At 59.9% G+C, this 25,669-nt stretch carries 26 protein-coding genes; 19 read left to right on the forward strand and 7 right to left on the reverse strand.

The window, feature by feature from the left end; all coding sequences use genetic code 11:
* Nucleotides 1–45: 45 nt before the first annotated feature.
* Nucleotides 46–525: a hypothetical protein gene (locus tag NR193_RS08905; protein WP_256750498.1), complete on the reverse strand. Its 480-nt coding sequence runs from the start codon at nucleotides 523–525 to the stop codon at nucleotides 46–48.
* Nucleotides 526–720: 195 nt separating this feature from the next.
* On the opposite strand from NR193_RS08905, the gene NR193_RS08910 reads away from it, so the two are divergent.
* The 7 genes from NR193_RS08910 (at nucleotide 721) to NR193_RS08940 (ending at nucleotide 5,972) form a co-directional block, all read left to right on the forward strand.
* A complete protein-coding gene (locus NR193_RS08910) occupies nucleotides 721–1,368 on the forward strand; it encodes a hypothetical protein (RefSeq protein WP_256750499.1) in 648 nt (215 codons plus the stop codon).
* Nucleotides 1,369–1,409: 41 nt separating this feature from the next.
* Nucleotides 1,410–1,736, forward strand: coding sequence for a hypothetical protein (locus NR193_RS08915; protein ID WP_256750500.1), 327 nt, complete (start codon nucleotides 1,410–1,412; stop codon nucleotides 1,734–1,736).
* Between the two features lie 219 nt (nucleotides 1,737–1,955).
* The gene (locus NR193_RS08920; RefSeq protein WP_256750501.1) at nucleotides 1,956–2,276 is read left to right on the forward strand and encodes a hypothetical protein; all 321 of its coding nucleotides are present in this window, start codon (nucleotides 1,956–1,958) and stop codon (nucleotides 2,274–2,276) included.
* The gene (locus tag NR193_RS08925) at nucleotides 2,273–2,482 is read left to right on the forward strand and encodes a helix-turn-helix domain-containing protein (RefSeq protein WP_256750502.1); all 210 of its coding nucleotides are present in this window, start codon (nucleotides 2,273–2,275) and stop codon (nucleotides 2,480–2,482) included. Before NR193_RS08920 ends, NR193_RS08925 begins: the two co-directional genes overlap by 4 nt.
* A complete protein-coding gene (locus NR193_RS08930) occupies nucleotides 2,479–3,294 on the forward strand; it encodes a hypothetical protein (protein WP_256750503.1) in 816 nt (271 codons plus the stop codon). Before NR193_RS08925 ends, NR193_RS08930 begins: the two co-directional genes overlap by 4 nt.
* A gap of 86 nt (nucleotides 3,295–3,380) precedes the next feature.
* Nucleotides 3,381–3,632, forward strand: a complete 252-nt coding sequence (locus NR193_RS08935; protein WP_256750504.1) for a helix-turn-helix domain-containing protein — start codon at nucleotides 3,381–3,383, stop codon at nucleotides 3,630–3,632.
* A 63-nt stretch (nucleotides 3,633–3,695) separates the two neighbouring features.
* Nucleotides 3,696–5,972, forward strand: coding sequence for an AAA family ATPase (locus tag NR193_RS08940; protein ID WP_256750505.1), 2,277 nt, complete (start codon nucleotides 3,696–3,698; stop codon nucleotides 5,970–5,972).
* Between the two features lie 63 nt (nucleotides 5,973–6,035).
* On the opposite strand, the gene NR193_RS08945 is transcribed toward NR193_RS08940, so the two are convergent.
* Entirely contained in the window at nucleotides 6,036–6,368 is a 333-nt protein-coding gene (locus tag NR193_RS08945; RefSeq protein WP_256750506.1) for a hypothetical protein, read from the reverse strand.
* 629 nt (nucleotides 6,369–6,997) lie between these two features.
* On the opposite strand from NR193_RS08945, the gene NR193_RS08950 reads away from it, so the two are divergent.
* Nucleotides 6,998–7,324: a hypothetical protein gene (locus NR193_RS08950; RefSeq protein ID WP_256750507.1), complete on the forward strand. Its 327-nt coding sequence runs from the start codon at nucleotides 6,998–7,000 to the stop codon at nucleotides 7,322–7,324.
* Here NR193_RS08950 and NR193_RS08955 read toward each other — a convergent pair.
* Nucleotides 7,321–7,878, reverse strand: a complete 558-nt coding sequence (locus NR193_RS08955) for a recombinase family protein (RefSeq protein ID WP_256750508.1) — start codon at nucleotides 7,876–7,878, stop codon at nucleotides 7,321–7,323. The genes NR193_RS08950 and NR193_RS08955 overlap by 4 nt on opposite strands.
* Nucleotides 7,879–8,021: 143 nt before the next feature.
* Nucleotides 8,022–9,149: a site-specific integrase gene (locus NR193_RS08960; protein WP_256750509.1), complete on the reverse strand. Its 1,128-nt coding sequence runs from the start codon at nucleotides 9,147–9,149 to the stop codon at nucleotides 8,022–8,024.
* 331 nt (nucleotides 9,150–9,480) lie between these two features.
* Between NR193_RS08960 and NR193_RS08965 the strand changes: the two genes are divergently transcribed.
* From NR193_RS08965 to NR193_RS08990, 6 genes are all read left to right on the forward strand, one after another.
* Nucleotides 9,481–9,741 carry a hypothetical protein gene (locus NR193_RS08965; protein ID WP_256750510.1) on the forward strand — a complete coding sequence of 87 codons (261 nt, stop codon included), beginning with the start codon at nucleotides 9,481–9,483 and terminating at the stop codon, nucleotides 9,739–9,741.
* 365 nt (nucleotides 9,742–10,106) lie between these two features.
* Complete coding sequence (locus NR193_RS08970) at nucleotides 10,107–10,646, forward strand: hypothetical protein (RefSeq protein ID WP_256750511.1); 540 nt, start codon at nucleotides 10,107–10,109, stop codon at nucleotides 10,644–10,646.
* A gap of 161 nt (nucleotides 10,647–10,807) precedes the next feature.
* Nucleotides 10,808–11,290, forward strand: coding sequence for a hypothetical protein (locus tag NR193_RS08975; RefSeq protein WP_256750512.1), 483 nt, complete (start codon nucleotides 10,808–10,810; stop codon nucleotides 11,288–11,290).
* Between the two features lie 11 nt (nucleotides 11,291–11,301).
* On the forward strand, nucleotides 11,302–12,645 hold the full coding sequence (locus NR193_RS08980; RefSeq protein WP_256750513.1) for a hypothetical protein: 1,344 nt from the start codon (nucleotides 11,302–11,304) through the stop codon (nucleotides 12,643–12,645).
* 2 nt (nucleotides 12,646–12,647) lie between these two features.
* Nucleotides 12,648–15,665, forward strand: a complete 3,018-nt coding sequence (locus NR193_RS08985) for a hypothetical protein (protein WP_256750514.1) — start codon at nucleotides 12,648–12,650, stop codon at nucleotides 15,663–15,665.
* Nucleotides 15,666–16,230: 565 nt separating this feature from the next.
* Nucleotides 16,231–16,989, forward strand: coding sequence for a hypothetical protein (locus NR193_RS08990; protein ID WP_256750515.1), 759 nt, complete (start codon nucleotides 16,231–16,233; stop codon nucleotides 16,987–16,989).
* Nucleotides 16,990–17,074: 85 nt separating this feature from the next.
* Here the strand turns inward: NR193_RS08990 and NR193_RS08995 are convergent, their stop codons facing one another.
* Nucleotides 17,075–17,971 carry a hypothetical protein gene (locus tag NR193_RS08995; protein WP_256750516.1) on the reverse strand — a complete coding sequence of 299 codons (897 nt, stop codon included), beginning with the start codon at nucleotides 17,969–17,971 and terminating at the stop codon, nucleotides 17,075–17,077.
* Nucleotides 17,972–19,247: 1,276 nt separating this feature from the next.
* On the opposite strand from NR193_RS08995, the gene NR193_RS09000 reads away from it, so the two are divergent.
* On the forward strand, nucleotides 19,248–19,958 hold the full coding sequence (locus tag NR193_RS09000) for a hypothetical protein (protein ID WP_256750517.1): 711 nt from the start codon (nucleotides 19,248–19,250) through the stop codon (nucleotides 19,956–19,958).
* 209 nt (nucleotides 19,959–20,167) lie between these two features.
* Here the strand turns inward: NR193_RS09000 and NR193_RS09005 are convergent, their stop codons facing one another.
* Nucleotides 20,168–20,674 (reverse strand): hypothetical protein, encoded by a 507-nt coding sequence (locus tag NR193_RS09005; RefSeq protein WP_256750518.1) that lies wholly within the window; start codon nucleotides 20,672–20,674, stop codon nucleotides 20,168–20,170.
* A 74-nt stretch (nucleotides 20,675–20,748) separates the two neighbouring features.
* Nucleotides 20,749–21,897 (reverse strand): hypothetical protein, encoded by a 1,149-nt coding sequence (locus NR193_RS09010; RefSeq protein ID WP_256750519.1) that lies wholly within the window; start codon nucleotides 21,895–21,897, stop codon nucleotides 20,749–20,751.
* Between the two features lie 948 nt (nucleotides 21,898–22,845).
* On the opposite strand from NR193_RS09010, the gene NR193_RS09015 reads away from it, so the two are divergent.
* The 4 genes from NR193_RS09015 (at nucleotide 22,846) to NR193_RS09030 (ending at nucleotide 25,602) form a co-directional block, all read left to right on the forward strand.
* The gene (locus tag NR193_RS09015; protein ID WP_256750698.1) at nucleotides 22,846–23,598 is read left to right on the forward strand and encodes a hypothetical protein; all 753 of its coding nucleotides are present in this window, start codon (nucleotides 22,846–22,848) and stop codon (nucleotides 23,596–23,598) included.
* Nucleotides 23,595–24,509, forward strand: coding sequence for a LamG domain-containing protein (locus NR193_RS09020; protein WP_256750520.1), 915 nt, complete (start codon nucleotides 23,595–23,597; stop codon nucleotides 24,507–24,509). The genes NR193_RS09015 and NR193_RS09020 overlap by 4 nt, the downstream gene beginning before the upstream one ends.
* Nucleotides 24,510–24,597: 88 nt before the next feature.
* Nucleotides 24,598–24,888, forward strand: coding sequence for a ribbon-helix-helix protein, CopG family (locus NR193_RS09025; protein WP_256750521.1), 291 nt, complete (start codon nucleotides 24,598–24,600; stop codon nucleotides 24,886–24,888).
* 267 nt (nucleotides 24,889–25,155) lie between these two features.
* Nucleotides 25,156–25,602 (forward strand): MucR family transcriptional regulator, encoded by a 447-nt coding sequence (locus NR193_RS09030; RefSeq protein WP_256750522.1) that lies wholly within the window; start codon nucleotides 25,156–25,158, stop codon nucleotides 25,600–25,602.
* Nucleotides 25,603–25,669 lie beyond the last annotated feature (67 nt).

The following is a 25,669-nucleotide window of genomic DNA, read 5'->3' on the forward strand; positions in this document are numbered from 1 at the left end:
TGGATGATTCAACGACCTCATCTTCCCAGCCTCGAGAATTTCGGATTATGCCTTCGACGGCCTCAAAACGCGGGGACTGATCGCATCGAACACCTGCTGAGCGTCGAACGCGCCGAAGTTGTTTTGGCCTGTCAGGTTGCCGACCTTGATCATGACGTCCTGGCCAGGCTTGATAATCTGGTAGGTGGCGCCGGGCGTGTAGGTCGAATACGCCGTGTTGCCGATGACGTTCGTTTGCATCATACCGGGCGTCTGACCGAACTCTTGGCGGCTGGCGTCTTGGCCACCAATGATGACGAAGTGGGTATGGCCGCTCTGTAGCGTTGTCTCGGCAGCTTTCAACAGGACATAATCTTGGACCATCGTCTGATCGGTGTAGCCATTACCGCGGGCCGAAATGCGATAGACATCGCCGCCGATCGGAGCCGCGGTGACACCGCCGGTAAATCCCATCTCCTGATATGGCGTTTGACAACCGACTAGTGCCAGCATGAACGTGCCGGCCATCAACAATCTCAACTTCATCCCCAAGCCCCTCCCCAAGGCCTTCCCGTCGCGATCTAACGACTATTGCTTGGCTTCCACAAGGGCTGGTCTAGCAGAACTAATAGAAGCGCATGCTAATAATGCAGTGCAAAGACAATGAAATGCATTGACCGAAAGTACACGAAGGCAGGAACTTAGCGCGCCCAATGCGAACTTAACTCTGGGGGATAAGCGATGGTAACCTACCAAACGGAGCCGAGTAGCAGTACCAGCGGGCTTGCCGGCGCAATGCTCACCCTTGCGATCGGACTGGTAATGACTTTCGCGGCCGGTCTGTGGGTTTCGCAGATACCGCAGACGCGGGGTGAACTGATTTCGGAGCTTGCCGAGACCAATGGTGTAATTGAAAGCCTGACGACCCAAGTTCAGCAGGCCAACGCGCAAACTGACGAGATCATCGCCAGCCTCACCACGGTAAGCAAGCAAATTCAGGATTCCACCGTCGACGAGAAAACGAAAAACGCACTTCTAGGCTCGCTCAATGAAGCCTCTGCCAAACTCCTTGGCATGAGATCCGGCTCGGACTTGGTGCTTCAAAGATTTGATCTGACTTCGATCGAGACACCCAGATTCTCGCTGATCAGCCAGGCGGAGGCTGCGCCGCGGAAGAAAGCCCCGAAGCAGCTTCCCGATCCCTGGTATTTCAGGCCGGCTTATCGGATCTATATCGTTGGCGCGCTGGGGCTTTTCGCCGGCGGCATCTTCCTCGTTTTGTACGTCATCAGCAAAGATGCAACCAAGCTGAAGTTTTATCAAACCTGCCTCAAGGGCATCGGGACCTTTCTAGGTGGATTAGCCAGCGGCGGCGTATTGGTGTCCTAGCGTGAAATCGGAAAAGGCACGGCGCTCCACCAAGGCGCACTATGAATGACATACGCGCGACACTACTGCTGTCGCTGCAGCGTGCTCTGCTTAACGCCGTCCCACTCAACCTTCGAGCGGTTAGCTGCGATTGGGAAGGAACAGATATCAAGCTTCGCTTCGTGTTCGACGGCGAAGTCTCCGATGCGAACTTTGACGAAGTGCAGATCGTGGGAGCCGAGGTGATCGCCGACTTCCCGGCGCCATGGACCATCAGCGAGGATGTTGTTCGCCTTGATTACCCTGCCGACACGCGCCCCGGCTCGCTTGCGCATTGGGCGTACATGCGCAAGGAGGACGCCAAATGGGAAAGACCGATAGAGCAATAGTTCCAATGGCATACGGAAAAGCGACATACGAAATATAGATTGAATAATATTCCTCTTATCTGAACAGAATAACAACATAGACACAGATTCTATCCATATTATATTGACCACAACACCGTAATGGCCTATTGTCCGACGAAGAAATCGAGAAACGGATTGGCTGGATTGGCCTGAAGCACCCCCGACTAGCGCCCTTGCGCTAACTGGAAAGGCCAATCGATGTCCATTCAAGCGCAAGCTACGCGTGCGTCGCGTTCGACCAAATCTTCACTTCGCCAGAAGTCCGAAATCCCTTGGCGCCAACGCCCTTGGTTGCCGCTGACGCTGGCCGCCGATCTCCTGGGTGTTTCGTCGACCAGCTTGTACCGACTCGAGGCCGAGGGCCAACTTTGCTTCCGGCGGTTCGTTGGGCGCACAGTCGTCATGGTGGCGTCGATCCTGCCCCTCATCGACGGTGTCGAAGAATGGACTCCATCAAAGCGAGGTGCGGCCGCTCGTCAGCAGCGCACCGAACGGCTGCGCGCCGAGGCACAATCATGAGCCGCGCCGCTCGCACAGAGACTGCCGTACAGCCGGCAGTCTTCACCATTCCTGAGCTTGCGGACTATTTTCGGATATCCCGTGCGGGTGTGTGGCGCCTGCTGCAGGACAACCGTCTGCCGAAGACGAAGATCGGCGGCCGAACACTGATCCGCCGGGTCGACGCTGATTCCTTCCTGGCCCGGTGCGTTGAGGTGACGTCGTGACCGAAAGACGTCACAAAGATGCGTCGTTTGCCAGCCCCCACCCCGACAGCTGCCTGGCATTTTTACTGGCCGGCGCCAACCTCTTGGCGACCGACCTAGGTGTCGAACTCTACTGGCCGCCATTCGAGATACAGGAGAGCACACCGCCGCAAGTGGCCGCCTGGATGCGGCGCGTGAACCCGTTGCTGACGTACGTCGAGACCGAGTTTCGCGAGTACATCATCAACGATCTTCGAGCGGCCGGCATGTCCGAAAGCAGACTGGCCGCGCCCCGCCCCGCCGAGGTCGAAGCCTACATCGAGCGCCGGCTGCGGGAACTTCGGTTGGCCGAAATGGCTGTCGAGCAGAAACTGCTCCCCGGCAGAACCCAGTACCGCGATCAATTCAAGTCAGCAGCCAGGGTCATTGCAGGCGTCGTATCAGTCACACCGCTTGGCCGAAGCGAGAGCGATCGGTTCAACCGCGTGGCTGCGATACTCAATCGCGATGCGCCAAAGGGCCTCACAAGCGCCCTCACCGGCCACCATATCCGCCGGGCGGATGCACGGTATCGGGCCGATCTACTCGAGGTGGTCAACGCGGGGATCAGGCGAAACAGCATCATCAGCACCGACCTCCTTTTGAGGGCGGAAATGATCGGGGTGACCAGCACAGTTCGCGGCCTCCTAGCCTTGTGGGAGGCAGCCAAAAAGCATCCGCGTTTCGGTCGTCTGAAGGGCAGCGAGCTCGCTGGGAGGATCCGCGCGGAAGATGACTTCTCCCAGCGGTTCACCCGAGCTCTCGAACTGACGGCACGCCAAACCGCAGCCTGAGTTGTGCGATCGGCGCTCTAAAATCGGCGCTGTTTTCGCACGCGCCTGGCTCGCATCATCATTTGCCCAACACGAGGATGACGACCATGAAATTATCAAGAGAAAACGCGCCCCCAGAATATCTGACCATCCCAGAAGCCGCGGCGATTTCGCAAAGGTCAGCAAGCTGGATTCGGAACTGGATTTCGTGCGGACAGCTCACGGCATGGCGCATTGGTGCTCGGAACAGAATGCATGTGCTGCGCTCGGACGTGGAATTTCTGATCAGCCAGCGGCGGCCGAAACCGAAGTCGCCGAGCTCCTATCTGCGGCTCGTCGTCGACAATACACGAAACTGAAAAACGAAGACCGGCCGCCCCGTTGCAGGGGGCGAACCGGTCGAAATTTGTTACGGGAACGAAATGACTTTAGCAGAAAAGATCCCGGTCGGGCAAGCGGTGGCGTTCGGCGATTTGCTCGCGAAGACGCCGCAGATGTCTGCCTCCGCGGCGGAAGCAATTTCGTTCCTCAAGATTTTGGACCCGACGGGGCGCCACAACCTCGTCGCGTTCGATCCGGCCCGTGATCACGGGGCACCACTGGAGGGACGAACCTTCGCGCCGACCGATTGGAGCGGCATTGCTGCCTTCGTCGACAAGCATTGCGGGATCAACAACGTCTATTTCAGTGCGAACGAGCCCGCCGCAAGCGCCCCGAATGATAAGCTGCGGAAAGAGCATATCGGAAAGATCCGAGCTGTTTACGCCGACGTCGACCCGGCTTCGGGCGTGGATCTGTCCAAAGCCCGCGACGCCCTAGCCGCCCAAGCGAAGAGCTTGGCGGCCGGCACCATCCCGCCGACGGTCATCATCGATTCCGGCGGAGGTTTTCAGTACCTTTGGCGCCTTGTCGACAAGCTTGATCCAAAGACATTCCAGCCGTGGGCAGAAAGCCAGGGCCGCGCCCTTGCTCAGGAACTAGGCGGAGACGCCGTTCAGAATATCGACCGCATCCTGCGTCTCCCCGGCACCGAAAACCTTCCGACGCCGAGCAAGATCGCCAAGGGGCGCATCAAACGTAAGGCAAAAGTCGTCAGCGCTGACCCAGGGCGCCAATACCCGCCGACAACGTTGTCGAACGCCGTGGCGCCGGTGTTGCTGTCCCTAGCCACAGATGATTCCGATCGGCATATCTTTGCCGCGCGGCTGGCGATCGACATCAATGATGTCCAATCCCATTCGTCGCTCGATGACTTGCCGGCCGAACTTCAGACCAGATTTGCAAGGGCGCTAGCCGATCATCCTGGACTTCAGCAGCTTTGGGCCGGCGATCGTTCAGCTCGCATCGGCGATGCCAACGACGACAGCAGCTCGGCCTGGCGGATGAGCCTGGCGATCCGGCTGAGCGGGATCGAAGGCTTCAACGCACACGACTATGCGCGGCTGGTATATGTATGGCCTCACCTCGCCGACGATCAGCATAAGATGGACGAGCGCCAGCTGTCGAAGGATTGGGGCAAATTCGGCGCGCCGAACGTCGAAGCGCGCCGCCAGCTTATCGAGAAGTTCTTTGACGCAGAGGACCCCGGCTCCCTATTCGGCGAACAGCCTAGCGATGCGCCGTCCGTTGAAATGTACCGGACGCTGTCGATCGCAGATATGCTTTCAATGCCAGATCCCCAATTTGTGGTCGACCGGCATCTGCCTGAGCGCAGCCTAGGGTTCCTGTACGGAGCGCCGGGGGCCAAGAAATCCTTCATTGCGCTGGACTGGGCACTGCATCTCGCATTCGGCAAGAACGACTGGCACGGCGACCCGATCAAAACGAAGCCAGACGGCGTTGTGCTATTCCTGGCCGGCGAAGGCGCTGCCGGCATGAAGGTTCGGGCAAGAGCTTGGATGCAGCAGCATCAGATCCCGCAGCGCGAACAGAACGCCGGCCGATTTCACCTCATTCCGCAAAGCGTCGAGTTGATGAAGCCGGAGAACGTCCGAAAGCTGGCTAACACGCTGCGACTGGGTCTAGGGAAGCCCGTGATTGCGATCATCGTCGACACCGTCTCGAGGGCGATGCCTGGCGCGGATGAGAACATGCAAAAGGACATGTCGCTGTTCGTGCGAGCCTGCGACACCTTGAAAGACGAATTCGATTGCCTGGTGCTAGGCGTGCATCATGCAGGCAAGAAGGGTGATATGCGCGGCTCGACGGTGCTCCTGGGCGCGGGCGACTTTGTCTTCAGGATGGAATGCGACCGAGGCCGGTTGGCCGGGCACCTGCATTGCGAAAAAATGAAGGATGCTCCGGATGGCTGGAGCAACGCTTACCGGTTTGACGTCGTCAATGTCGGCGTCGACGGAGCGGGAAAGGTACTTTCTTCGCTGGTCCCATCCCGTTCGGGCCAAGTTGAAACGGACGCCACGCCGGAACTGACAGCGCGGATATTCGCCGCCATGCAGGCCGCCTGGGATGCCGGCGCCCCTTGGGCGAAGTCGAACCACAAGACTGGCGATCGGTGGGCCGTCCGACAAATCGTCACAGGCTTTGGGATCGCAGCGGATCAGGCCGAACGACTTCTCGATCTCTGGGAGCGCACCGGTGAAATCATGGAAGAAACCTTCGACAAGAAGAGCAAGCGCAAAGGCTATCGCGTCGCCGACGCGGAGCAAGACAGCGAGGGAACCGACGGTGTTTTTGAATAGGCCGAACGCAAGCGCCTCCGCTGCAGGCTCCCATTCGATGGACAATTTGTCTGTGAAGCACCCTCACGCATTGGCGGAAATGCGGCGGAAATGGTCCTCGCGGAAATGCCGCGGAAATAGGCGGAAAAGCGGAAATGCGACATCTAAGGCATTGAAATCGTTGGCGGAAATACTTTGCGGAAATGGTGGCGGAAATGGTAGGGTGTTTTGCGGAAATACCCGACCTAAGTCATTGATTTCATTGATGGCGGAAATGCCGCGGAATTCCCTTAAGGGGGATCGGCGGCTGCGCACCGCCCGCCCGCTCGGCTTCGCCGCCTCCCCCTCGATTAAGGCCCAAGGCAATTTGGGAATGCAAAGACAAGTTGTCCGACCGGCATGCAGAACGACAGTCATTGATGGGAATTGGGAGGTCGGCTCGGCGATACCTCATCAACCCCTTTTAGGAAATCGGCTGTGAGACGCCCCGGCCCGCACAAAGTGCCCGGTGGGTGGCGAGGCAGCTCAGCGCAGGTTGCCGTCGCCCGCGCAGCGATCATCCGTTGGAACCGCGCCCGCCATCTGCAACCCAAATGCGGTGCTGCCAGGAAGCGCGACGGCGAACCTTGCCTAAACCTCGCGATGGCCAACGGGCGTTGCTGCAAACACGGCGGCAAAACTCCCAAGGGCGACGACTGGCACCGGCCGGCATACCCCGCTCGCGGTTCGCCCAACTCGCCAGCAAGGCTGAACCACAAGCTGAACAATCTGCAACGCGCCGCGGCGAAGCGAGCAAAGCGCGTAGCGCGCATGTCTCCTGACGAGCGACTAGCCCACGAGCAATGGCAGCGAGATCACAAGCCTGGCAGCGCAGGCGAACGTGAGCGACGACGCGGCGAGCGGCACCAGGCCAAGCAAGCGCATGGGGTACTATCGACCGCGCCGGTGGCGCCCTCGCCCGAAGTCCAGGCATTCCAAGCGCGCATCGACGAATTGAAAGCCGAGCTTCTACGGCGACAGATTGAACGCGGCGAAGGGGTATTTGGATGACCGAAATGGAAAACGATGTCGAAGACGGCGAGGACGATCGGCGGCGAGCCGACATCATTCGTCGCGCCCGGGTCGAAGGTATTGAGGTGGCCTATGAAACCGCCTTGGCGGTATGCAGGGACGAGAAGGCGCCTGCGCAGGCGAAGGCATCAGCGCAACGGACGTTGATGCAGATCGGAGGGCTGCTTGATCGAACTGAGCGTCAGGCCGAGCAGGAGAAGCCAGCGCACGAGATGACGCCGGAAGAACTTAGTCGAGCGGTGAATCGCTTGACGCGCTCGCAGCGTGCGAAATCTGAAATCGACGGCGGCGTCTTCGATTAGGCGGCGGCAAGTGCCCGGTATACCGATCGCTCACTGATGCCGAGTTCGTGCGCGATGGCCGTCCGCATCTTGCCATTTCGGGCAAGCTCGCGAATTTTCTCGGCCTGGCTCATCGCCTTGGGCTTTCGGCCGGTATATTTGCCCTCTGCCTTCGCTTTTTCGATACCCGCACGTTGCCTTTCCAGCATCATCTGGCGCTCGAACTCTGCAAAGGCCGCGAACATCGCCAGTTGCAGCTTTCCGGTCGCGGAGCGTGTGTTTATCGTCTCGCCTGCAAAATCCAGGATCCGAAGTCCCACGCCACGTCTTTCCAGCTCGTCGACTACCGCTAGAAGGTTGCGGAGATCGCGCGCCAAGCGGTCCATCTTCGTGACAATTAACACGTCGTCCTGGCGCAGAAATCGAAGCGCTTCGTCCAGCTTCTCGCGCTGCTTAGCGCCAGACGCATGCTCGCTAAATATTTTCTCGCAACCTGCAGCCTTCAGGGTGGCCACTTGGTCTTCCAATCCTGCGGTCTGATCGGCTGTTGACGTTCGAGCGTAACCGGTGAGCATAGCTTGTATTCCCTGCCAATAGGTTCTAGAGGCTACGATACTGCACCTGCCAAAATGAAAATGCAAGCTATTGGCATGCGAATTTGGCACGAAACCTGACACACTCATTCGGCTGCCTAAACCTTGCCCCAGTGTCAGGTCGGTCACTTGGGCCTGTTCGAGATCAGGTTCACGGCGTCACGCAAATCGTCCGGTTGATACTTCGCATAAACTCGCTCGATCATAGGTAGGGAGTTGCCCAAAATCTTGCTGATTTTGAACAGCGGCACACCCCTTCGCGCCATCATCGTTGCGGCAGTGTGACGAAAAACGTGGGGTGAAATTCCGGTCGCTTTTGGTTTCTGGCCAAATCTAGCTCGCTTGCTGTCGTCAGCGAACCCGGCCTCAATGGCGACATGCTGAAGCAGCGCCCAACATTTTCCCTTGTTATCCAGCACCAAGTCGTTGATCCGCTCGGCGTAAGCACGCTCGAGCACTGGCAACAAAACATCCGAGATCGGGACCGTCGCACGCCGTTTCTTGGTCTTTTTTCGGCCAGGCACGTCTAGCTCGATCACACGAATTTCGAAATCTACGCGATCCCAAGTCAGATCGAGTAAAGCCTGCTGCCGGCCAGCGGTTTCCAAAGCCAAAGCGATGAATCGCTCTATGCGAGAAAGGCGGTTCGCCGTTGGTCCGCCCTGGCGTATTCGCATCTCATAGGCAGCGTCTTTCAAGCGCTTAATCTCATCTTCCCGCAACCAACGTTGTCGTGGCTCCCCGGGCTCGGGGAGCTCCAGCTTTCTGACGAAAGACAATGGGACGAATTCGCGATTTGCGCAGAATTTTAAAGCTGCACAAATATACGCCAGCTCTTTCAGAACTGTCGGAGACTTAACTTTTCGCCCAAGGGCGCCGGACATTCGCTTTTCGGTGTAGTCGTCGGCCTTCGCTTGCGTCAAGTCGGAAGCGGGCAGCTTGCCAAAGTACGGTTCGAGCTGCCTCCACGCCTGTTTCGCGGTGTCGGACGAAATCAGCTTGGGTACGACGTGCCGCTGGAAATAGATGCTCCAGACTTCTCCCAAGGGCGGGACGGCCGGCGGTGCCGCAGGTCGGACGGTGAGCGGCGCCGCTCGTGGCTTGCCGGCCAAGAGGTAGGAGTTCAACGCCCGTTTGGCCTGGTTTAAATCCCGCGTACGCGTCGTGACCCGTTTACCGATCCGGTCTTCCGTCCAGTGAACGTAAAACACTCCGTTCGCGGCCTGCTTGAGGTAGGGAGCTGATTTCACCATAGGCGCAGACCTGCTGCCAATTGCACGTCGGGCTCAATAGCCCCCTCGCTTGCCAGAATCAAGTATACGTGCGTGTGCGTCAAATATGACGTGCGACGAAATTGACTATATCGCCAGCTAAACGGCAATTGACTTTGGCTCAACGGTTAACTATACTTTGAATACGGCCTGAAACGCCGCTTAACAAGCTATCTCCACTAGGATAGTGCACATAGTCCCGGGGCTGCGCGCGAATGTCCAAGGCGTCGCCCAAAGGCGCGCAGGGCCGAGCTTGTTCGGCCGTTTCACCCCGGGGCCAAATCCGTCTGAAACGCGGAAGGTGAACAAGCAAATGGCGCTCATTATCGACTTTATGACTGAAGAAGTGGCCGATCTGAATCGGCTCGACAATGAAGAACTTGCCCACACATGCGGGAGGTCAAACATGGAAACTGACTGGCATTTTCGTACAGATCCCTCCCACCACAAAGGTATGGTGATCCTTTCGATTTTGACGACTTTGGAGGGCGCCGACGAAGTCGAGAGCGCTTTTCACAGCGCGCTCGCGCGCCAGTATCGCGCATACGATCTAGTTTCCGACGCTCGGACATGACGACCCGGAGGGCGCTCCGGCGCCCTCCATCTCCCGCCCCTGGTGGGTTGAATCCTACTGCCCGGCGCGTGAGCAGCGGCATTCGCGCAGCGCACGGCTCGACGATCGGCCCTCGATATGGCCCGCCTCCGCCCCGGCTGCCACCCTGCCGCCAGCGCGGCGGTCACCCCCCTGGACACCCCAACGTGATAGCGCCAGACGCCGTCGGACAGCGCGAGGAATTTTGGCCGAATTGAAACTTTTGATCCGCCGCCAACGCCAAACCCACCCTCGCCGCATCGCCGATCTGTGCGATTAGGCCGTCTCGAAATCCTGTAGTTTCGCACGCGCTCTTCCCTCACTGTCAGTGCAGAAAGGGCGCCCCAATGGACAACCATATCGCCGAGCATGACTATTCGATCCCGAACGCCGATCAGGCTTTCGACGGCAACCCGCCTTCTCGCGAAGAAGACGAGCACCACGAAGAGGTCGCCAACCTTATCTTCCAGTTCAACAAGCTCGCCCTGCCACACGTGGATCTGCTGTTCGAAGGGCGGTACACCCTGGGCCTTTTCGATAGCCGGAAATCGAAGCTGGACCTCCATGAGGACGATCAGAACCAAATGGTAGCCGCGGTGGCGCGAGCGCTAAACGCCTTTGAAGCAAGTGCAGTCGGTTGGCGGCTTCGATACCTCCGCAAAGGCTTCCAAGGGATTATCGCCGAGGTTCTGTGGTGGGCCAATGTCGACGACTATCGAGAAACGGTTACTCGCGATGAGCGACTCGATCACCAAGCGTATTTCCAGTGCCTGCGAAATGAAATTCGCACCGCAGACCTCGTCCTTTTCATCCGGCAGCGTCGTGCTGCCAAGACCGTAAAGGCGCTGAAGGCCATGGCGAAGAACGTCGCGAGGCGCGCGGCATGACGCTGGCGTCGAGCATCAGGTTTTGCTATCATTTGCCCACTCGAATATCTGCGGACTCGAGTGACCGCTCCCGCCGCCAGGCAGACGCCCGGCAAGTTCTCAACGAACCTCCCAATATCGCGCAGCATCTGCGCCGAGGTTCTTGAAAATCGGAGCGCGCTTTGACCCCCATCGATCATGAAATCTCGTCTGCAGCCATCGCAAAGCAGCGCGTTGAAAACGCCATTTCGTGCTTGCAACTCACGGAGCAAAACAGGTTCGCGCCGGAATACCTCGCGAGCGTGGCATTGAATGAAATTTTCATGGCCGCCGCTGGCGCGAACCTTCCTGCCGTCGCGCCGGAAGCGTCGTTGACCGCGAGCAAGATGCTACGCGATTGCTGCCCGGTCGTTGACGCATCGGTGGGCCGAGAACTTTCTTCCGAACGGCTGTATCTTCTGATGGGAACGGCAGCGGGCCTGCTCACACTGTCCGACGATCCCTTCCGTGCCGACCGCCTCGCGTACACCGGCATTCTCGCGGCACAACTAGGCGTCATCCATCATCAGCGCTGCCTCAACGAGCGCGGAAACCCGCTGCTTCGCGATGCACGCATGCGCCACGCCTGGGCAGCGCCCCGCGACCCTGACGGCTTGGAACAATAGGAGAGCCCGCCATGCCGATCCGCTCAACAAATGGCTATTTCAACTCGCCCCAATTTGCTGCCGCCGCGAGCAATCTCACGGCCTTGTTCGAACCGCCGAGTGGCGCGGATGCTGCCGGATGGGCCGACGCGAACGCCAAGAAGGCCGCCGCCTCGCGCATTCAGCAATTGTTCGATTACCGGAACGATCCGAATTTCAATCAGCAGTCCTTCGACCGCGGCAATATCGCTGTCGGCAACTACGCTCCGACGTCATCGTACCAGGCGCAGGACCAGAACGACGCCACGAGGCGACGCGGCGATGACATTACTGCGTCCACTTCGCGCGCCAACAACACGGACGACAACGCTCGCGCGCTCGAGGTTGGCCGCATTGGTGGCCTAGCTAATCTATATCGCCCGCTCGACCAAGGTCAGGTCCGGCCCGAACTTCTGCCCGAAGCCGCGCAACATTTCGGTATCACCTCCGCGCCGCAAGTCGCCGGCGCCCCGAAGCCGCTGTCCGAATCTGAAGTCCAAGGCAACTTGGTCCAGCAGATGCGCGACGCCGGCCTGATCGACGACAATATGGTGGTTGATCGCTATGTCGGAGACAAGACACCGGTCGAAGCGGTCGGCCCCGACGGCAAGCCCCGGTACATGTCGCCGGGCGCTGCTGTACGAGCCGGCGCAGCCCCGTACGACGCTCCGAAGGGCGCCGGCATGACCACGACGCTGCCCGATGGCACTATCATTCAGATGGGTGGGTCTGGCGGCAAGCCAACTGATGCGCAATTAAAAAGCGCCTATGCCGGTACGATGTCCACGGCGCCGACGATTGATCTCTTGCGGGCTTACGACACCGGCGCGCTGCCGAGCGGCTTCGATTACCAGTTGAACAACGCACGGAAGCTTGCGCCCGACGCGCTGCAGCCAGCCATCGTGGGCGGCATCTCCGACCCAGGCCAGATTTTCTACCAGAACTTGTCGACCGTTCTCCCCTATCAGCTCATGGCGCAGTCGGGCCAAGCCGTCACCGAACAGGAATACACGCGCAAAATGCGCGAACTGGTCCCGGTGCCGGGTGAGAGCAAGGAAGTTACGGCGGCCAAGCGCCGCACGCTCGAGACGTATCTGCAGGCTGTTGCCAGCTACGCTGGCGCAAACGGCAAGCCAATTTATGATGCGCTTGAACAGTATCGCTCCGGCAGCGCACCGCCGCCCAGCACCTCCGGCGCAGCTACCGCCCCGCCCGCTTCAACTGGCGTCCCTTCGCAAAAGGCCGTGGACTTCCTGAAAGCGAATCCTTCCGCCGCAGAGCAGTTCGACGCGAAATATGGGGCCGGCGCTTCAGCGCGCGTGCTCGGAGGGCAATAAACGTGGCCAACATCTTCGACCAATTCGACGAGCCGACGCCCCTCCCGGGATCGCCGCTGCTGCGGCCGTTCAAGCCCGACGAAAAGCGGCCGAATGCCGATGGGTCGTACTCGACCGAAATCAGCACCACATGGCAGCAGCCCGACGGGCAATGGGTCAACATCCCGTCGCTCTGGATGAGCCCGCAGGGGCCGAAGCAGTTCGATGCCGGCGACGAAGACGGCATCAACACGGCCGCCAAGAATTTTGAGCAGATCAACGGGCCGACGTTCAAGCGGTTTCCGGATCTGGCTTCTGCTGAAGCAGCTGCGAAGCTTCGCTCTTCCGAAGGCGGCGCCGCGGCGCCGGCCGGAAACGTCTTTGATCAGTTCGACGAGCCAGCCGCGGCCAAATCCGAAACATCGGCGATCGCCGACATGGGCGCGTCCTTCGTTGCCGGCGTTCCGCGCGGCGCGATTGAAACCGCAATGAGCCCGATCACCCTGAACCGCCTTTCCAACGACGCCGCGGGCTGGGTCTTTGACAAAGCCGAAGGTCCTGTTCGCTCCGCGCTCGGTATGGATCCGGCAACGCCTGGACCGGAGCGCGATCATTTTAAGGATATGCTTTTCAGCCCAATCACGGGCTTGGTCAATTCCGCGCTCGGCGCGGTCACCGGCAAAGAGGCCGACGTCCGCAGCGGGGTTTACGACGCGCAGAACAAGGCGCGCGAAGTCATGGACGCCACGCTATACAAGCCTAAGACCACGGCCGGAAAGGTCATGGGAACGATCGGCGAATTTGTCGCTCCCGGCGGCCTTCCGAGCAAGATGGCTCGAGAGGCGCCCAATTTGTTGAGCAAGGTCGGCCGCTATGCGGAAGAATCGCTCGGCAATGTCGTCGCGCCCGCGGTTACGTCAGAGGTCGCAGGACAGGCGACTGAGGGAACGCCGTATGAGGGCATGATGCGTTTTCTCGGCGCGCTGTTCGGCAATGCCGGGGCCGCAACGGTCCGCAGCTTCAAGGCGCCAGAAGCCGAGCTGCGTCGTGCTACCGAAGGAATGACCGACACCGAATGGCAGGCCGCCAAGCGTCTCCAGGACAATCAAACGGGCGTCAAACTGACAGGTCCGGAAGCCATCGCTCAGGCAACCGGCGGCGCCAGCGCATTGCCGAACCTTCTGCGGGTTGTGGAAGGTTCCGTCAACGGCCGCGCAAAGACAGCACCGTTTTTCGCGGCGCGTCCTGGACAAGTCGATTCCGCCGTCGGCGGCGTGCTCGATCAGATCGCCCCGCAGAGCGGGCAGCCGTCATCCCTTGGCCCACGGGCAGCGAATGCCGCCGAACGGGCTATTGCCGCCACGCCAGAAGGTCAGGAGCTGCTTGACGCCATCTTCGGCGCCGGGCCTCGGACAACGCCGCTGCAAGCCGGCCAGGCCATGCAGCAGCCGTTGCGGGACGTCTTCGAACGGCGCGACGGCATGCGCGACGCGTTGGGCGATCGTGACTACGCCGCAGCGCGCGCCGCGCAGCCTGGCATCGAGGTTCCCGGCTTGCGGCCCGAAACGGTTGCAGCCGCCCGCCCGGTGTACTCAATTCGACCCACGGCCGGCGACGAAGCGGCGGGGGAAGCCGCATCAATGCAGCCGACGCGGGTTGACGCGCCGCCGCAGCCGATCGCGCTCGAGAGCCGCACCGGCCAGGAAGCCATTCAGGTCGATCCGCGCCCGGTGCTTCGATACATCGACGATGCCCTCTCGAATGCTCGGGGCACGACCGCTGACGCCCTGACGACGGTCCGAAACAACATCATGGGGCCGCATGGCGCCGACACCGGTGTAACGGGGCTCGACAATCTCCGCGGTAACATCAATGGCATGATCTCGCGCGCCGTGCAGGACGGCGACGGCCAGACAGCGGAAGCGCTGCGCAACGTGCAAGGCCATCTCGACCAGGCGCTCGAAAGCGTCCCGGAATACGCTCGTGCGCGGGAAGGCTTCCGCGCGGCAAGCGCGCCACTGGCGCCGTTTGAGAACCCGGCCGTCGCCGACGTCGTTCGCCGCGATCCCTACAATCGCAGTTTCGCGACCCCTACGGAGAAAGTGCCAGGCGCGATCGATGCGGGCGGACCGACCGCGGCCGCGGCGTTCAACGGCGTGGCGCCGACCGAAGCGCGTATGGCCTACGAAAACCATCTGGCCACGCAAATTCTGGACGGCGTGACGAACGCAAAGGGCGCGGTGGATGGTGATCGCCTCGCAGTCGCCCTACGCGACAACCAGGACATGCTTTCGCAGTTCCCCGCGGTCGCCGATCGGCTGCGACGAGTGGTTGACACCAACGCCGCAACCGCGCCGGTGCGCGCTGGTCCATTGGGTCAGGTGGCCGCTGCCAAAGACACGGCGGCTGCCGTCAATGCGGTGTTGCCACAAAACCCACTGACAGGATCCGCGCAGGAAACTGCCGACGCAGTGAAACGCATCGCGCAGCAGGATCCGAACACGGCCGCCTCGCTGGTGCGCCAGAACCTCGCCGATCGATACAGCAAAGCGTCGACCGAAACGCAGGAAGGCTCGCGGGAATTCGCCGGCGCAAAGTTCCGTAAGGACGTCGCCGGCAACGCGCAGCGTGACGAGATTTTGAAAGCTGTGGTAGGCGCGCTGCCCGACGGCAATGCGGCGTCGGTGCTTCCGGAAATCCTGAACGTGTTGCAGGCAACGGGCCGCCGCAAGCAGATCGGCAGCGCGACGGAATTCAATCGGACGATCAACGATAGCCTAAGCGGCTCATCCCCTGTCGGGGCTCTTACCGGCCTGATGAAGTCATTCGGCGCCAGCTACGTTAAGGCAGGTGATGCAGTAAAGCGTGCCACGTTGCGCCGGAACTTGGGCACTCTCGCCGGCCTATTCATCGACCCAGCGTCTGTCGACCTGATCCGCGCTGCCGCAAACGCCAGCCCGAAGATCAATTTCGGCGAAGCGGCCGGCCGCTCGGGCTTGCAGGTCGGCGGGACGTTGAGCGATCCTCGCGGGGCGCGCTGAAAGGCCAAGTCCAGTCGAGCAGCGCCGCCCTTGCGGGATCTGCCGCACCGAGCGATTGTAGAGCGTCCTGGGAGCGGCAAAAGGCGTCGAAAACGGCGGGGCGCTTTCATCTTATTGGTCTTGGCGCTGGCCGGCTAGTTTGCCCTGGGCGACCGTGGTCGAGCAGCAAGCCGGCCTGGATCGGTCAATGCATGTCGTGATTGGGTCAACGGCGCCGCCTATGCGCACGGCGACCCTGGAATGGCGCGATCAGGTTGGGAGTGCGGGCTCGGTAAGCCGACGCGATATGGCGAGTTGTCTACCTTCGTCCGGGAGGGCACGAAAGCCTTGGCGTCGGGGGTGCATCTTAAGGGGCGAGTTTTATAGCACCGGCGCCGTGGAGGGCGGCAAAGACGCCCCGAAGAACGAATGCCGGCCAGATGGGACTTGGGCGACCGTTTCGGCGCACTAGCAGTCAGTGTGCAGCTCCGCTCTATCGTCAAGCGCGGCAAACGGTGGTCTGGCAGACTGAGTAGCGCGTTGAAATGCGACAGATCGAGGTTGCCGCCGTGGATGAGGGTTCTGAATGACTTACGCACAGGAGACGATCAGAACCTTTCGGACAGAATTGGCCGCGGTGCCGGCAATCGCTGATCGGATCATCCAGACGGTGACCGCACACCCATTCAAAACTGAAGCGGCGTGCGAGTTCGCACTTCAAGGGCTTCTACGTCGGGTGAAAACACTGCGGCGCTGCATCGGAGAAGCATTTAGGTTGATACCCCCAGGTCGTCGCAAGGCGGTGGATTCACTGTGCCGGGAAAAGACAGAAATTTATCTCCAGAGCTATTTCATCAACATCGCAGGATCCCTCGATAACTTGGCGTGGATATGGGTCCACGAGCGCGGGCTCAAGAAAGTAAATGGAAAGCCGCTGAGTCGAAGCGAGGTAGGGTTCCGTAAAACCCAGGTTGCCGTTCGCAGATCAGTGCCACCAAGCTTTGCGTCGTACCTCGACAGCATCGAGCCTTGGGCGCTCGCTGGGGAAAACTATCGTGACGCGTTGGCTCATCGAATACCGCTCTACATTCCACCTTTCAGTGTCCTTATCAGCAACGTGGAAGAGCATCGACGACTTGAGGCCGCCAGCCGCCTGGCTCAATTCCGTGCAGAGCACGAAGCATCGGCAGACTTCGAAAAGCAGCGCGGGAAACTTGAATTCTTTCAGGCGGTCATGATGCACTCCTACTCAGAAGGCGCCATTCCGATGCTGTTTCATGCCCAAATGATCGCAGATTTGAAAACGATTGACGAGCTGACAAGGCGGCTTTTCGCCGAGCTGTAGCCTTACGTCGACCTAATCCTCGCCGCCGGGCGGCTAGCGGCGGGGCCGAGCCTGTCGATCAGTCGCCCTCGACGTAGTGCTCGGCTTACACCCAAAAATTTACGGGTTCATCGAACGACGCGAACAAATTAGCCCTTTGCTTTTGCAACGCATCAAAAACCAGATCAAAGGCGTTCTGCTCGTCACGGTTCTTTTGGAAAAGATTTAGCGCATCGACGGCATGCAAGTCGTCGCCAGGGTGCCTTAAATCGACATCATACCAAGCAACAACGACGTACTTCTGTAATACAGGATCAAATGTGCCGTGCCTACGATACTTGCCTCCAGCCGATGCTTCGAAGTAATAATCCTGTCCATAGGGAATGACATCTTGTCTCTGTTCGATATATGGATTGTGTGGATTGACCCAATTCGTATAGAAATCAGCGGCCTCTTGCATTCGCTGGAAGCCTTCGTCGAAGTCCTTCCTTGAATCGATCATGAATGATTGTTTCCATGGCGAATCGAGGACGTGGCCAGCCGTATAAGCCAGCGAAGCTTTCTCGAAAGCCACTCGCCCGGTCAGCCAGGTGGACAAGAGAGGCGCGGTCAAGAATAGCCCGGCCAACCCTTTGGCTCCCTTCACTGCACCAATCTGATTTTGCAGGTCATTGAGATCGATGAGCATGGCTGGAAGGCTTTGCTGAAGATAAGCAGGCCTCATATAATCATTTAGGCGTTCGCAAATTGAGCGCGAGATGCCCAGCGCAACTCTAGCGTTGGCATCGTCGACTATCCCCCGAACTTTGTCGGGAAGTTTTGCGATTTCAGTTTCAATGTCGACAAGCTTGTCCTTTATATCCTCCAGTTGCAGAGAGATCTTATAGAGATAAGCTTGTATATCGGCCAGTTTTGCGAGAAAATCGCCACCGTTGTTTGCGTCTTGAACAGCGGCGTAAGCGTAGGCAAGTGAGATGACGGCTTCCACGATGACCAGGTACATTTGGTTGAACCTCCCAAAGAGAACTCGGCATAAATTTCTAATTGAAGACCTATACCATAGATCAATTGGCAATGTTGATTTTGCAAACGCCGGCCATGCACGTACTGCGATGGGTCATGCGGGAGGCGCTTGTGGGGTCAGGCAGATTAGTTTCGCGGCAGCTTGTGGATCACCAGCCTGACCGGCCCGCTTCTTTCACAACTCGTGCAAAACAGTGCGCGCTCGACAGTACTGAACCGGCTTCACCTCCGCATGGAGTGAGCAGTTCTCGCACCAGGCGCGTAGCGTGTGCCACTCGCGCCGACGAGCACAGGGAATGCCCGAACGCGACCCTGGCGACGCAGCCCGGCCGGGGGCCGGTGCCACCACCCGGTATAGTCAAACGCGCGCGGCGGAAACCTCGGCGAACACCGCCAGGAATTTGCTCCGCCGTGGAACTTTTTGGCCTCCCAACCATCGAGGACGCGCTTGGCAACGTCGTCGTTCCGGCCGTCGTGTCGGAAACTGCTGGTCAGGCGACGGAGGGGACGCCCTACAGGGCACGTCGCGTTTCCGTGGCGCGCTGTTCGGCAATTCGGGGGCCGCCGCGGCGCGCGCTCACAACGCGCCCGAAGCAGTGATCCGCCGCGCGACCAGTGGCACCACGGATGCGGAACGGCAGGCCGCGCAGCACCTTCAGGACAACAATTTTGGTATCGATCTGTCGAGCCCCGAGTCGTTGGCTCAGGCGCGCGCAGGCGCCAGCAAGTTGAGGGATATTTTGCGTGTCGTCGAAGGGTCTCCGACCGGGGGGAAATATCACGGCCCCGTTTTTCGCCGCGCGCCCCGCCCAAGTCGATACGGCTGTCGGCGGCGGGCTCGACCAGATCGCGCCGCAACACCCGCAGCCATCGACGCTTGGCCCTGCAGCGGCGGAAGCTGCCAACCGCGTGGTCGATCAGACGCGCCAGGGCATCAACGCGCAGACCAGGCCGCTCTACCAGGCGGCCGAACCGCAGATCATCCCGCAGGCCGATTTCGCACCGATCGCCCGCCGATCCGCGTTTCACAGCGGCGCTCGCGCCCGACTACGCCGGCATGCCGGATCATTCGATCGCCGTCGTAGACGCGGTGACGAAGGGCATGAACACCCGCGGCGAAGCTCTGTTCCAATTCGGCCAATCCGCTCTACGGCCCCGAGCTGGCGGCCAAGCAGAAGGCCGGCGCCACCGACGCGCGCAACACCGCCACGCAGCAATCGCCGGAATACGCCCAAGCACTCGGCATACAGGGGCGTTTGCGCCGCGAGCAGTTGAACCCGCTCATGCAGGGGCCAGTCGGCCGCGTTGCAGCCGCCGAGGACACCGCAGGCGCCAGCAGTGCTATTCTCCCGCAGAACCCGCTCGCCGGGTCCGCGCCCGAGGCTGCCGACGCCGTGCAGCGTCTCACTCGCCAGGATCCCGAAACCACCGCTGCGCTCGTTCGCCAGAACCTCGCTGATCGCTACGCTACGGCGCAGACCGAAACCCAGGGTGGGAGCCGCGAGTCTGCCGGTGCCAAATTCCATCGTAGCGTTGCGGGAAACGATGCAAGGCGGCAAGTGTTAGACGCTGTGCTGCGCAATCTGCCTGGCGGGCAGGCCGCCGCGGCGATGCCCGAATTGCTCGACGTCCTGCAGGCCACGATGCGGCGCGACGCTCCGGGCAGCAGCACGGCCGCCAACCAGTTGATACATGGCGACCCTGGCGCCAGGTCGCCCCTGGGCACGCTCATCGATCTCACAAAGTCGCTCGGCACCAGCTTTGTCACGCAAGCTGGAGACGCGGCGAAGCGGGCGCAGTTGCGCGGCAACCTGGCGGACTTGGGCGATATCCTGACCGGGCCGGAAGCCGTCCAGCGCACACGCGCCGCTGCAGACCGCCGCCCGGCGATCAGCTACCCGGAGGCTGGACTGCGCACGCTTTTTGAAAGCGGCCAGACGCTTCAAGACCCACGAGGCGCGCGCTGATGCTGCGCGTCTCGTTTCTCGATGCGCTTCAGGCGCCGGCTACTCCGAATACCTTCGCCAATGTCGCCGAACATAGAGAAGACGACGTTCGCTAGACCGACGCAAATCAGGATACCAATGATAGTTAGAACGAGTTCCACGTTTCTCGCCTACCGGGGGGCGCCATGGTCGATAGTGGCGAACTCGCACCGCCACCAGCGTACCTAGAATCAGGTCGAAGACGCGAATTGTTTTCCCACCGCCTGCTCCAGCACAGGTTGCGCAGCCTTCATATCTCGAAACATAACCACCAGAGCCGCGCCGAGGGTTTCAAGATCCTGCTTCTTCTGCATTAACTGAACGTGCTTCTTTACCTCATTGATGGAGGTCTGGAGCTTTTTGACAGGTGGCTCTTGGTCAGGCGGAAGGTTGACGGTGAAAGCACCCAATCCGCTATAAAGGCGTACCAGGCTTGCAGAAATCTCTTTGCGTTTCTCAGGGTCAACCGTCCCACTCGTGCCAACCTCTTCCGTGAAGGCGCTGAGCAGCTCTTCGAATTTCTTATTCTCGGCAACGAGACCTTGAAATTCCTGAACCTTCATCTCCTCGACGCGATTGACGCGGGCCTCGTACAGTTGCCACGCCGTCCCTGCGCCCCCGGCGGCGCCGGTCGCAAAGCACGTTATCACGGTCCCGAGTATGTGCGCGCGAGCGAATTCTTTGATCGCCTTCAGCACTTGTCTGCTCCTAGCGGCGGCAAACACAAACGATACCCGCCTTCCCCATTATATAGCTATTCGTGGCCGAACTTTTAATTTCCGGCTACCGGAGCTACTTTCTTTACCGTTACGTCCGTCTTAAGACCAACGGAATCTTTCGTAGCTTCGCGGCGTGGGCAAACTTCGGCCTCCCACAGATGTATGTTGGCGTACATTTCCATGGTCTGGCGAATGTCGGTTTCCAGTTCCATGTCGCAGATCGACGTGACGGCATTGGCGGAATTCGATACTTGAGCGTTAGCCGCCTCCTGCGCGCTGACGCCAGCGCCGGATAAGGCCAGCATTGCTGACACATAGCCTGCCATGGCTGCCTTCCTCATCGGGCGCCCAAAGTAGCCAGGCGAGTGAATTTCCACATTCACGCCGCCAAAGTAGCTTTTGTCATAGTAAGTATCGATGGCTTCGTGGAAAGGTAGACTCAAAAATTCCGCGAGCTCCCCTTTCTTCAGGGCAAGATACTGTGAAGCAAAATAGTTCGCTAAGTCGACTGCCCTGTTCAGATCGTTCAGATCGATGTCATCTTTCGTTACCTTAATCAAGTTTCCTGACGATTCTTTCCAAACGTAGTCGCCATAAGCGTGCGTATATATTTCACGGCGGTCGTCTTCACGAGTAACCTGGATGATTGCCTGTCGATTCTGCATCAACCGGATCAGCCGTCTATTAAACTGCTGCTTCGAAAGATTGATTGGAAGCCACTTCACCTTTCGGGCGGGAATCTTTTCCCCTGGATAGCGATGGCTCTCCACGGTAAAATCGGGGTCGAAATCGTTCATCACCTCGCCGAAGAAGACAGTCGAGCCATATCCCTTTCCAGGGACGATGATCAAATCTCCGGTCTTCGCCTCAGTGTAAAGGTCGTGAACCTCGTGCACAAATCTGGGCGCATCTATCACGACCGTAGTCACTGCATAATCAGCCGGGTTTCGGCTCGGCTTGTCTTCTGGATTCGATCCGCGTCTCCGCCAGATGCCTATGCGCCTCGCCATTCGAAGCCTGTTGCGGAGGTCCGTGTCGTTCAAGTCCGGCGCAGTGCTGAACGATATGCCGGGAAGATCGAGAAACACGGATTCGGAAGCTTGAAAATCAGCATAGAACCGTTTTCCCTCACCAGGATGCAGCACGAATATACGATGATCATCCGGTAGAATACGAATTGCCGGATCGACAATTATTGTCATTTCACCCCCGCCAGCCGGTCGCCAAGCGAATCAACTACCTCAGAACTCGGAGTTTGTCAGTTAGCAGATCAAATCTTCCCCCAGATTAGATGAGGCCCTAGTGTTCGCCTCGCCAATCTACTATTCTTGCAGTCGCCGGAACACTCGCGAATCTCGGGCAGTCGCATCACCCGCCTTGGCCAACCAGGGCTTCGATCAACCAGCTTCCTTTCGATCTCATCCTTAGTTGAGAAAGTGCCGCCCCAAGTGGGGTGCATTTAGGTCGGGAAGCCGTGTTGCGAGTGATGCCATATGTCCTCCCCGACAAAGCCACAGATCAGCTTTTCTTACACTTCCTGGCAACAGGATCAGCAGGGGGCGCCATTTCCAGGCACGCGCATGGACGCCGACCTGGCGGAATTGACGCGGTCCGCCGGCGACACGATCGACGCGCTGGCCGATGTGAGACGCTCTGACGGCAAGCTGAACAATCAGATCGTCACGCCAGACGCGCTTTCGCCGGCCGTTCTGGCGCTGCTGCGCGGCGACGGCCCCACAGGCCCCACGGGTCCGACAGGCCCGAGCGGGGAGCCTTCTACCGTAGCGGGGCCGACTGGCGCAACGGGCCCGGTCGGCGCAACCGGACCGACCGGACTCGGCGCGACCGGCGCAACCGGGCCTGCGGGAACGACTGGTGCCACCGGCGCAACGGGGCCGACAGGGGCGGGAACAACCGGGGCAACGGGCCCAACTGGGATTACGGGCGCGACTGGTCCTGCAGGCGCAACGGGTCCGGTCGGGGCGACAGGCCCCGCTGGCGGTCCGACTGGTGCTACCGGGCCGGACGGAGCGACTGGCCCGATCGGCATAGCAGGAGCCACTGGCCCTACCGGCGTGACAGGGCGCGATGCCGGGATCCGGTATCTATGGGACACCGGGACGACCGCGGCCGACCCGACGACCGGCAAGTTGCGCATCAACAACGCTACGCTGGCTTCGGCGACGGCGCTGTACATTTCGGAGACAGACAACGACGGCAACGCAATCGCGGCGTCGATCGCGTTGTGGGACGACAGCACGACGACCGCGACGCGCGGTCTGGTGACGATTCGCAAGATCGGCGCGCCCGCGACATTCATCCAAATCGAGGTAACCGCGGCGTTGACCGACAACGGGACGTGGGATTCGTTCACCGTCGCTCATGTGGCGTCCGGCGGCACCTTCTCGAACAATGATCCCGTTGCCGTGTCGTTTGAACGCACCGGTAACGTTGGCGCGACCGGCCCTGCGGGCGTGACCGGACCGACTGGCCCGGCCGGCCCAACCGGCGTCACCGGAACGACGGGAGCTGTAGGTCCGACCGGAGTTACCGGGGCGACCGGAGTTACCGGGGCAACCGGCGCGACTGGGCCAAACGGGGCCGTAACGAACACTCCAACGGCGAGCTATACCCTGGTCTTGGGAGACGCCAACAAGACGGTCGAAATGAACGTTGCCACAGCCAACAATCTCACAGTGCCTCCCAATTCGTCGGTAGCTTTCCCTGTCTCGACTGTAATCAACGTATCTCAGATCGGCGCCGGCCTGACGACAATCGTCGCGGGTGCTGGCGTGACTATTCGCAACAGATTTGGTCTCGTCATGGGCGGGCAGTATGCCTTGGCGACACTCTACAAAAGGGCCACCGACGAGTGGGTTGCTGGCGGGGATCTGGCCTCATGATCTATCTCGACGCTTTGCCGCCAAGGGGTCTTGCGAGACCGGCCATCATCCGGCCCGCTCCGAAGGAACTCATCGCCCCGCAAAAGTCGCGTTTCATCGGGCTAGACGAGACCATCGCCTTTGCCCCTGGCTTTCGGACAGGGGTCCCGAAATCCGTCTACGACGTCATCTACAAAAGGAACCTCGAGACAAGTCTTTGCCTATGCCTCGATGCAGGCGACAAGCGCTGCACGACGGGCAGCGCGAGTCAGGTCTGGAGCGATCTCAGCGCTTCCGGTGCCGACTACAATCGTGGTGCTGGATCGGGATCGAGCACTGACGATCCATCGTTCAACGGAACGCCCGGCGCGCTGACATCGGCCGAATATTTTTCCTGCGACGGCGGTGATTTCTTTTCGCCGGTTGCTACGACGACTTTCGACGATAATTGGCACAAGGATGGTGCCACGGAAACCGTCATGGCGATTGTGTGGATACCCACGACGCCGACCAACACCTTTCGCACCATTTTGGGTAATTTCAACGGCAATCCTGGAAGTACCCTCACGGTCATCAACACCAACAATTTAAGCTGGCGTATCGAAGGCTCGTCCACGAACAACTTCGCGTGGGGTCTAGCATCCGCCATCGCTGGCGCTTGGGCGATTATCTTCGTGTCGTTCAATGAAAACGGCGGGGCTGGAGCCAGTCATTGGAACGTAAACGGCACGATTACGGCATTTAACGGTAACCTGACCGGCCCTGGGGCTGGCGCGCCGAACGGTAACTTACAGATCGGTCGTGACGCGAACGGCGGATCCATCGTGCCCAATGGCTTCAGGTATGGCTGCATTGCGGCTTGGAACCGCGCCCTATCCCAGGCTGAAACCGCGTCCTTGTTTGACGGCATGCGGGCAAGATACGGCCTCTAAACGGGGAAGTTTGTCGTTCGGGGTGCGAATGCTTGCGCATGCGGCACTGGTGCGGCACGTTGGCTTGGAATGGTTTAGGTACCTTCTGATGAGCCGCTTATCCATCTCCGCAGAGCTTGAAAGCGCTGCCGACCGCATTGCCGATATCTCGCGCGCGAATCTGCAGATCATACTTCGGCGGGCGGCCCTTATGCTCCGGAACGTCGCTGGCGTGCCGCTGGAGCCGGCGACCGATGACGCGCTCAACTCCATTGCCGCTGAGATGGGCATTGGTCGGTCAGACCTAATTCAGATCGTGCTGCGCGAGTGGCTGGAAGCGAATGCTTATCTGCCGGTGCGAATGATCGATGAGGAAAGCGAGACCGAGGGTAGCGCATAGGCTTCCGCGATCACGCCATAACCCTGACCGTCCGAATAGGCCATGTGTGCGGGGCGGCGGACTTGATGTCCGCTTGGCCGGCGCTTGCCCTAAGCCCACCCCCGCCCAACTGGCGCCGGCCTTTTCCGCCCGTAGGTCGAACAGATCGTCCTTCACCGGGCTAAGCAGGTCGGGCCGATTGCTTCGCGGATTTCCGATAGTTGCGAAGTGCGTTGCGCCGCTGAAGCCCCTCAAGTAATAGCTGTCCACACGCAGAGGGACCAACAAATGGCAGAAGACACGGACTACCGCGCCGTCGAACTCAACGATCTAACGGCAGAAATTGTTTCCGCATATGTGAGCAACAATCCATTGCCCGTGGCCAGCTTACCGGATGTGATTGCATCGGTTCACATGTCGCTGTCCGGTCTTGGCGGGCTCGCAGTAGCGCCGAGCGAACCTCTGATGCCTGCAGTTAATCCGAAAAAGTCGGTGTTCCCCGACTACGTCGTCAGCCTGGAGGACGGTCGCAAATTCAAGTCGATGAAGCGGCACCTCGGTTTGCTCGGCATGACGCCAGACGAGTACCGGGCAAAGTGGAACTTGCCGCACGACTACCCGATGGTAGCTCCGAACTACGCCGCAACTCGGTCGGCGCTCGCCAAGGCTAGCGGGCTCGGCCGCAAGGCAGCTCCAGTCAAAAAGGCGCCTGCGAAGCGGAAAGCCAAGGCGTAGTCCGCGATCGCGCCATATCGCGTATTTTAGGATCCACTAATTATAAGCACGGCGGCGATCGCCAGTC

This window comes from Mesorhizobium sp. Mes31 (assembly GCF_024519675.1).
Classification (GTDB): Bacteria; Pseudomonadota; Alphaproteobacteria; order Rhizobiales; family Rhizobiaceae; genus Mesorhizobium.

What these genes read in the sequence shown, in the direction of transcription:
- NR193_RS08940 (WP_256750505.1), top strand. Translation starts at nt 3,696, where the DNA reads ATGACTTTAGCAGAAAAGATCCCGGTCGGGCAAGCGGTGGCGTTCGGC.
- NR193_RS08970 (WP_256750511.1), top strand. Translation starts at nt 10,107, where the DNA reads ATGGACAACCATATCGCCGAGCATGACTATTCGATCCCGAACGCCGAT.
- NR193_RS08955 (WP_256750508.1), bottom strand. Translation starts at nt 7,878, where the DNA reads ATGCTCACCGGTTACGCTCGAACGTCAACAGCCGATCAGACCGCAGGA.
- NR193_RS08980 (WP_256750513.1), top strand. Translation starts at nt 11,302, where the DNA reads ATGCCGATCCGCTCAACAAATGGCTATTTCAACTCGCCCCAATTTGCT.
- NR193_RS08995 (WP_256750516.1), bottom strand. Translation starts at nt 17,971, where the DNA reads ATGTACCTGGTCATCGTGGAAGCCGTCATCTCACTTGCCTACGCTTAC.
- NR193_RS09020 (WP_256750520.1), top strand. Translation starts at nt 23,595, where the DNA reads ATGATCTATCTCGACGCTTTGCCGCCAAGGGGTCTTGCGAGACCGGCC.
- NR193_RS08920 (WP_256750501.1), top strand. Translation starts at nt 1,956, where the DNA reads ATGTCCATTCAAGCGCAAGCTACGCGTGCGTCGCGTTCGACCAAATCT.
- NR193_RS08945 (WP_256750506.1), bottom strand. Translation starts at nt 6,368, where the DNA reads ATGACTGTCGTTCTGCATGCCGGTCGGACAACTTGTCTTTGCATTCCC.
- NR193_RS08960 (WP_256750509.1), bottom strand. Translation starts at nt 9,149, where the DNA reads ATGGTGAAATCAGCTCCCTACCTCAAGCAGGCCGCGAACGGAGTGTTT.
- NR193_RS09030 (WP_256750522.1), top strand. Translation starts at nt 25,156, where the DNA reads ATGGCAGAAGACACGGACTACCGCGCCGTCGAACTCAACGATCTAACG.
- NR193_RS08990 (WP_256750515.1), top strand. Translation starts at nt 16,231, where the DNA reads ATGACTTACGCACAGGAGACGATCAGAACCTTTCGGACAGAATTGGCC.
- NR193_RS08910 (WP_256750499.1), top strand. Translation starts at nt 721, where the DNA reads ATGGTAACCTACCAAACGGAGCCGAGTAGCAGTACCAGCGGGCTTGCC.
- NR193_RS08905 (WP_256750498.1), bottom strand. Translation starts at nt 525, where the DNA reads ATGAAGTTGAGATTGTTGATGGCCGGCACGTTCATGCTGGCACTAGTC.
- NR193_RS08950 (WP_256750507.1), top strand. Translation starts at nt 6,998, where the DNA reads ATGACCGAAATGGAAAACGATGTCGAAGACGGCGAGGACGATCGGCGG.
- NR193_RS08915 (WP_256750500.1), top strand. Translation starts at nt 1,410, where the DNA reads ATGAATGACATACGCGCGACACTACTGCTGTCGCTGCAGCGTGCTCTG.
- NR193_RS08935 (WP_256750504.1), top strand. Translation starts at nt 3,381, where the DNA reads ATGAAATTATCAAGAGAAAACGCGCCCCCAGAATATCTGACCATCCCA.
- NR193_RS09025 (WP_256750521.1), top strand. Translation starts at nt 24,598, where the DNA reads ATGAGCCGCTTATCCATCTCCGCAGAGCTTGAAAGCGCTGCCGACCGC.
- NR193_RS08925 (WP_256750502.1), top strand. Translation starts at nt 2,273, where the DNA reads ATGAGCCGCGCCGCTCGCACAGAGACTGCCGTACAGCCGGCAGTCTTC.
- NR193_RS08965 (WP_256750510.1), top strand. Translation starts at nt 9,481, where the DNA reads ATGGCGCTCATTATCGACTTTATGACTGAAGAAGTGGCCGATCTGAAT.
- NR193_RS09010 (WP_256750519.1), bottom strand. Translation starts at nt 21,897, where the DNA reads ATGACAATAATTGTCGATCCGGCAATTCGTATTCTACCGGATGATCAT.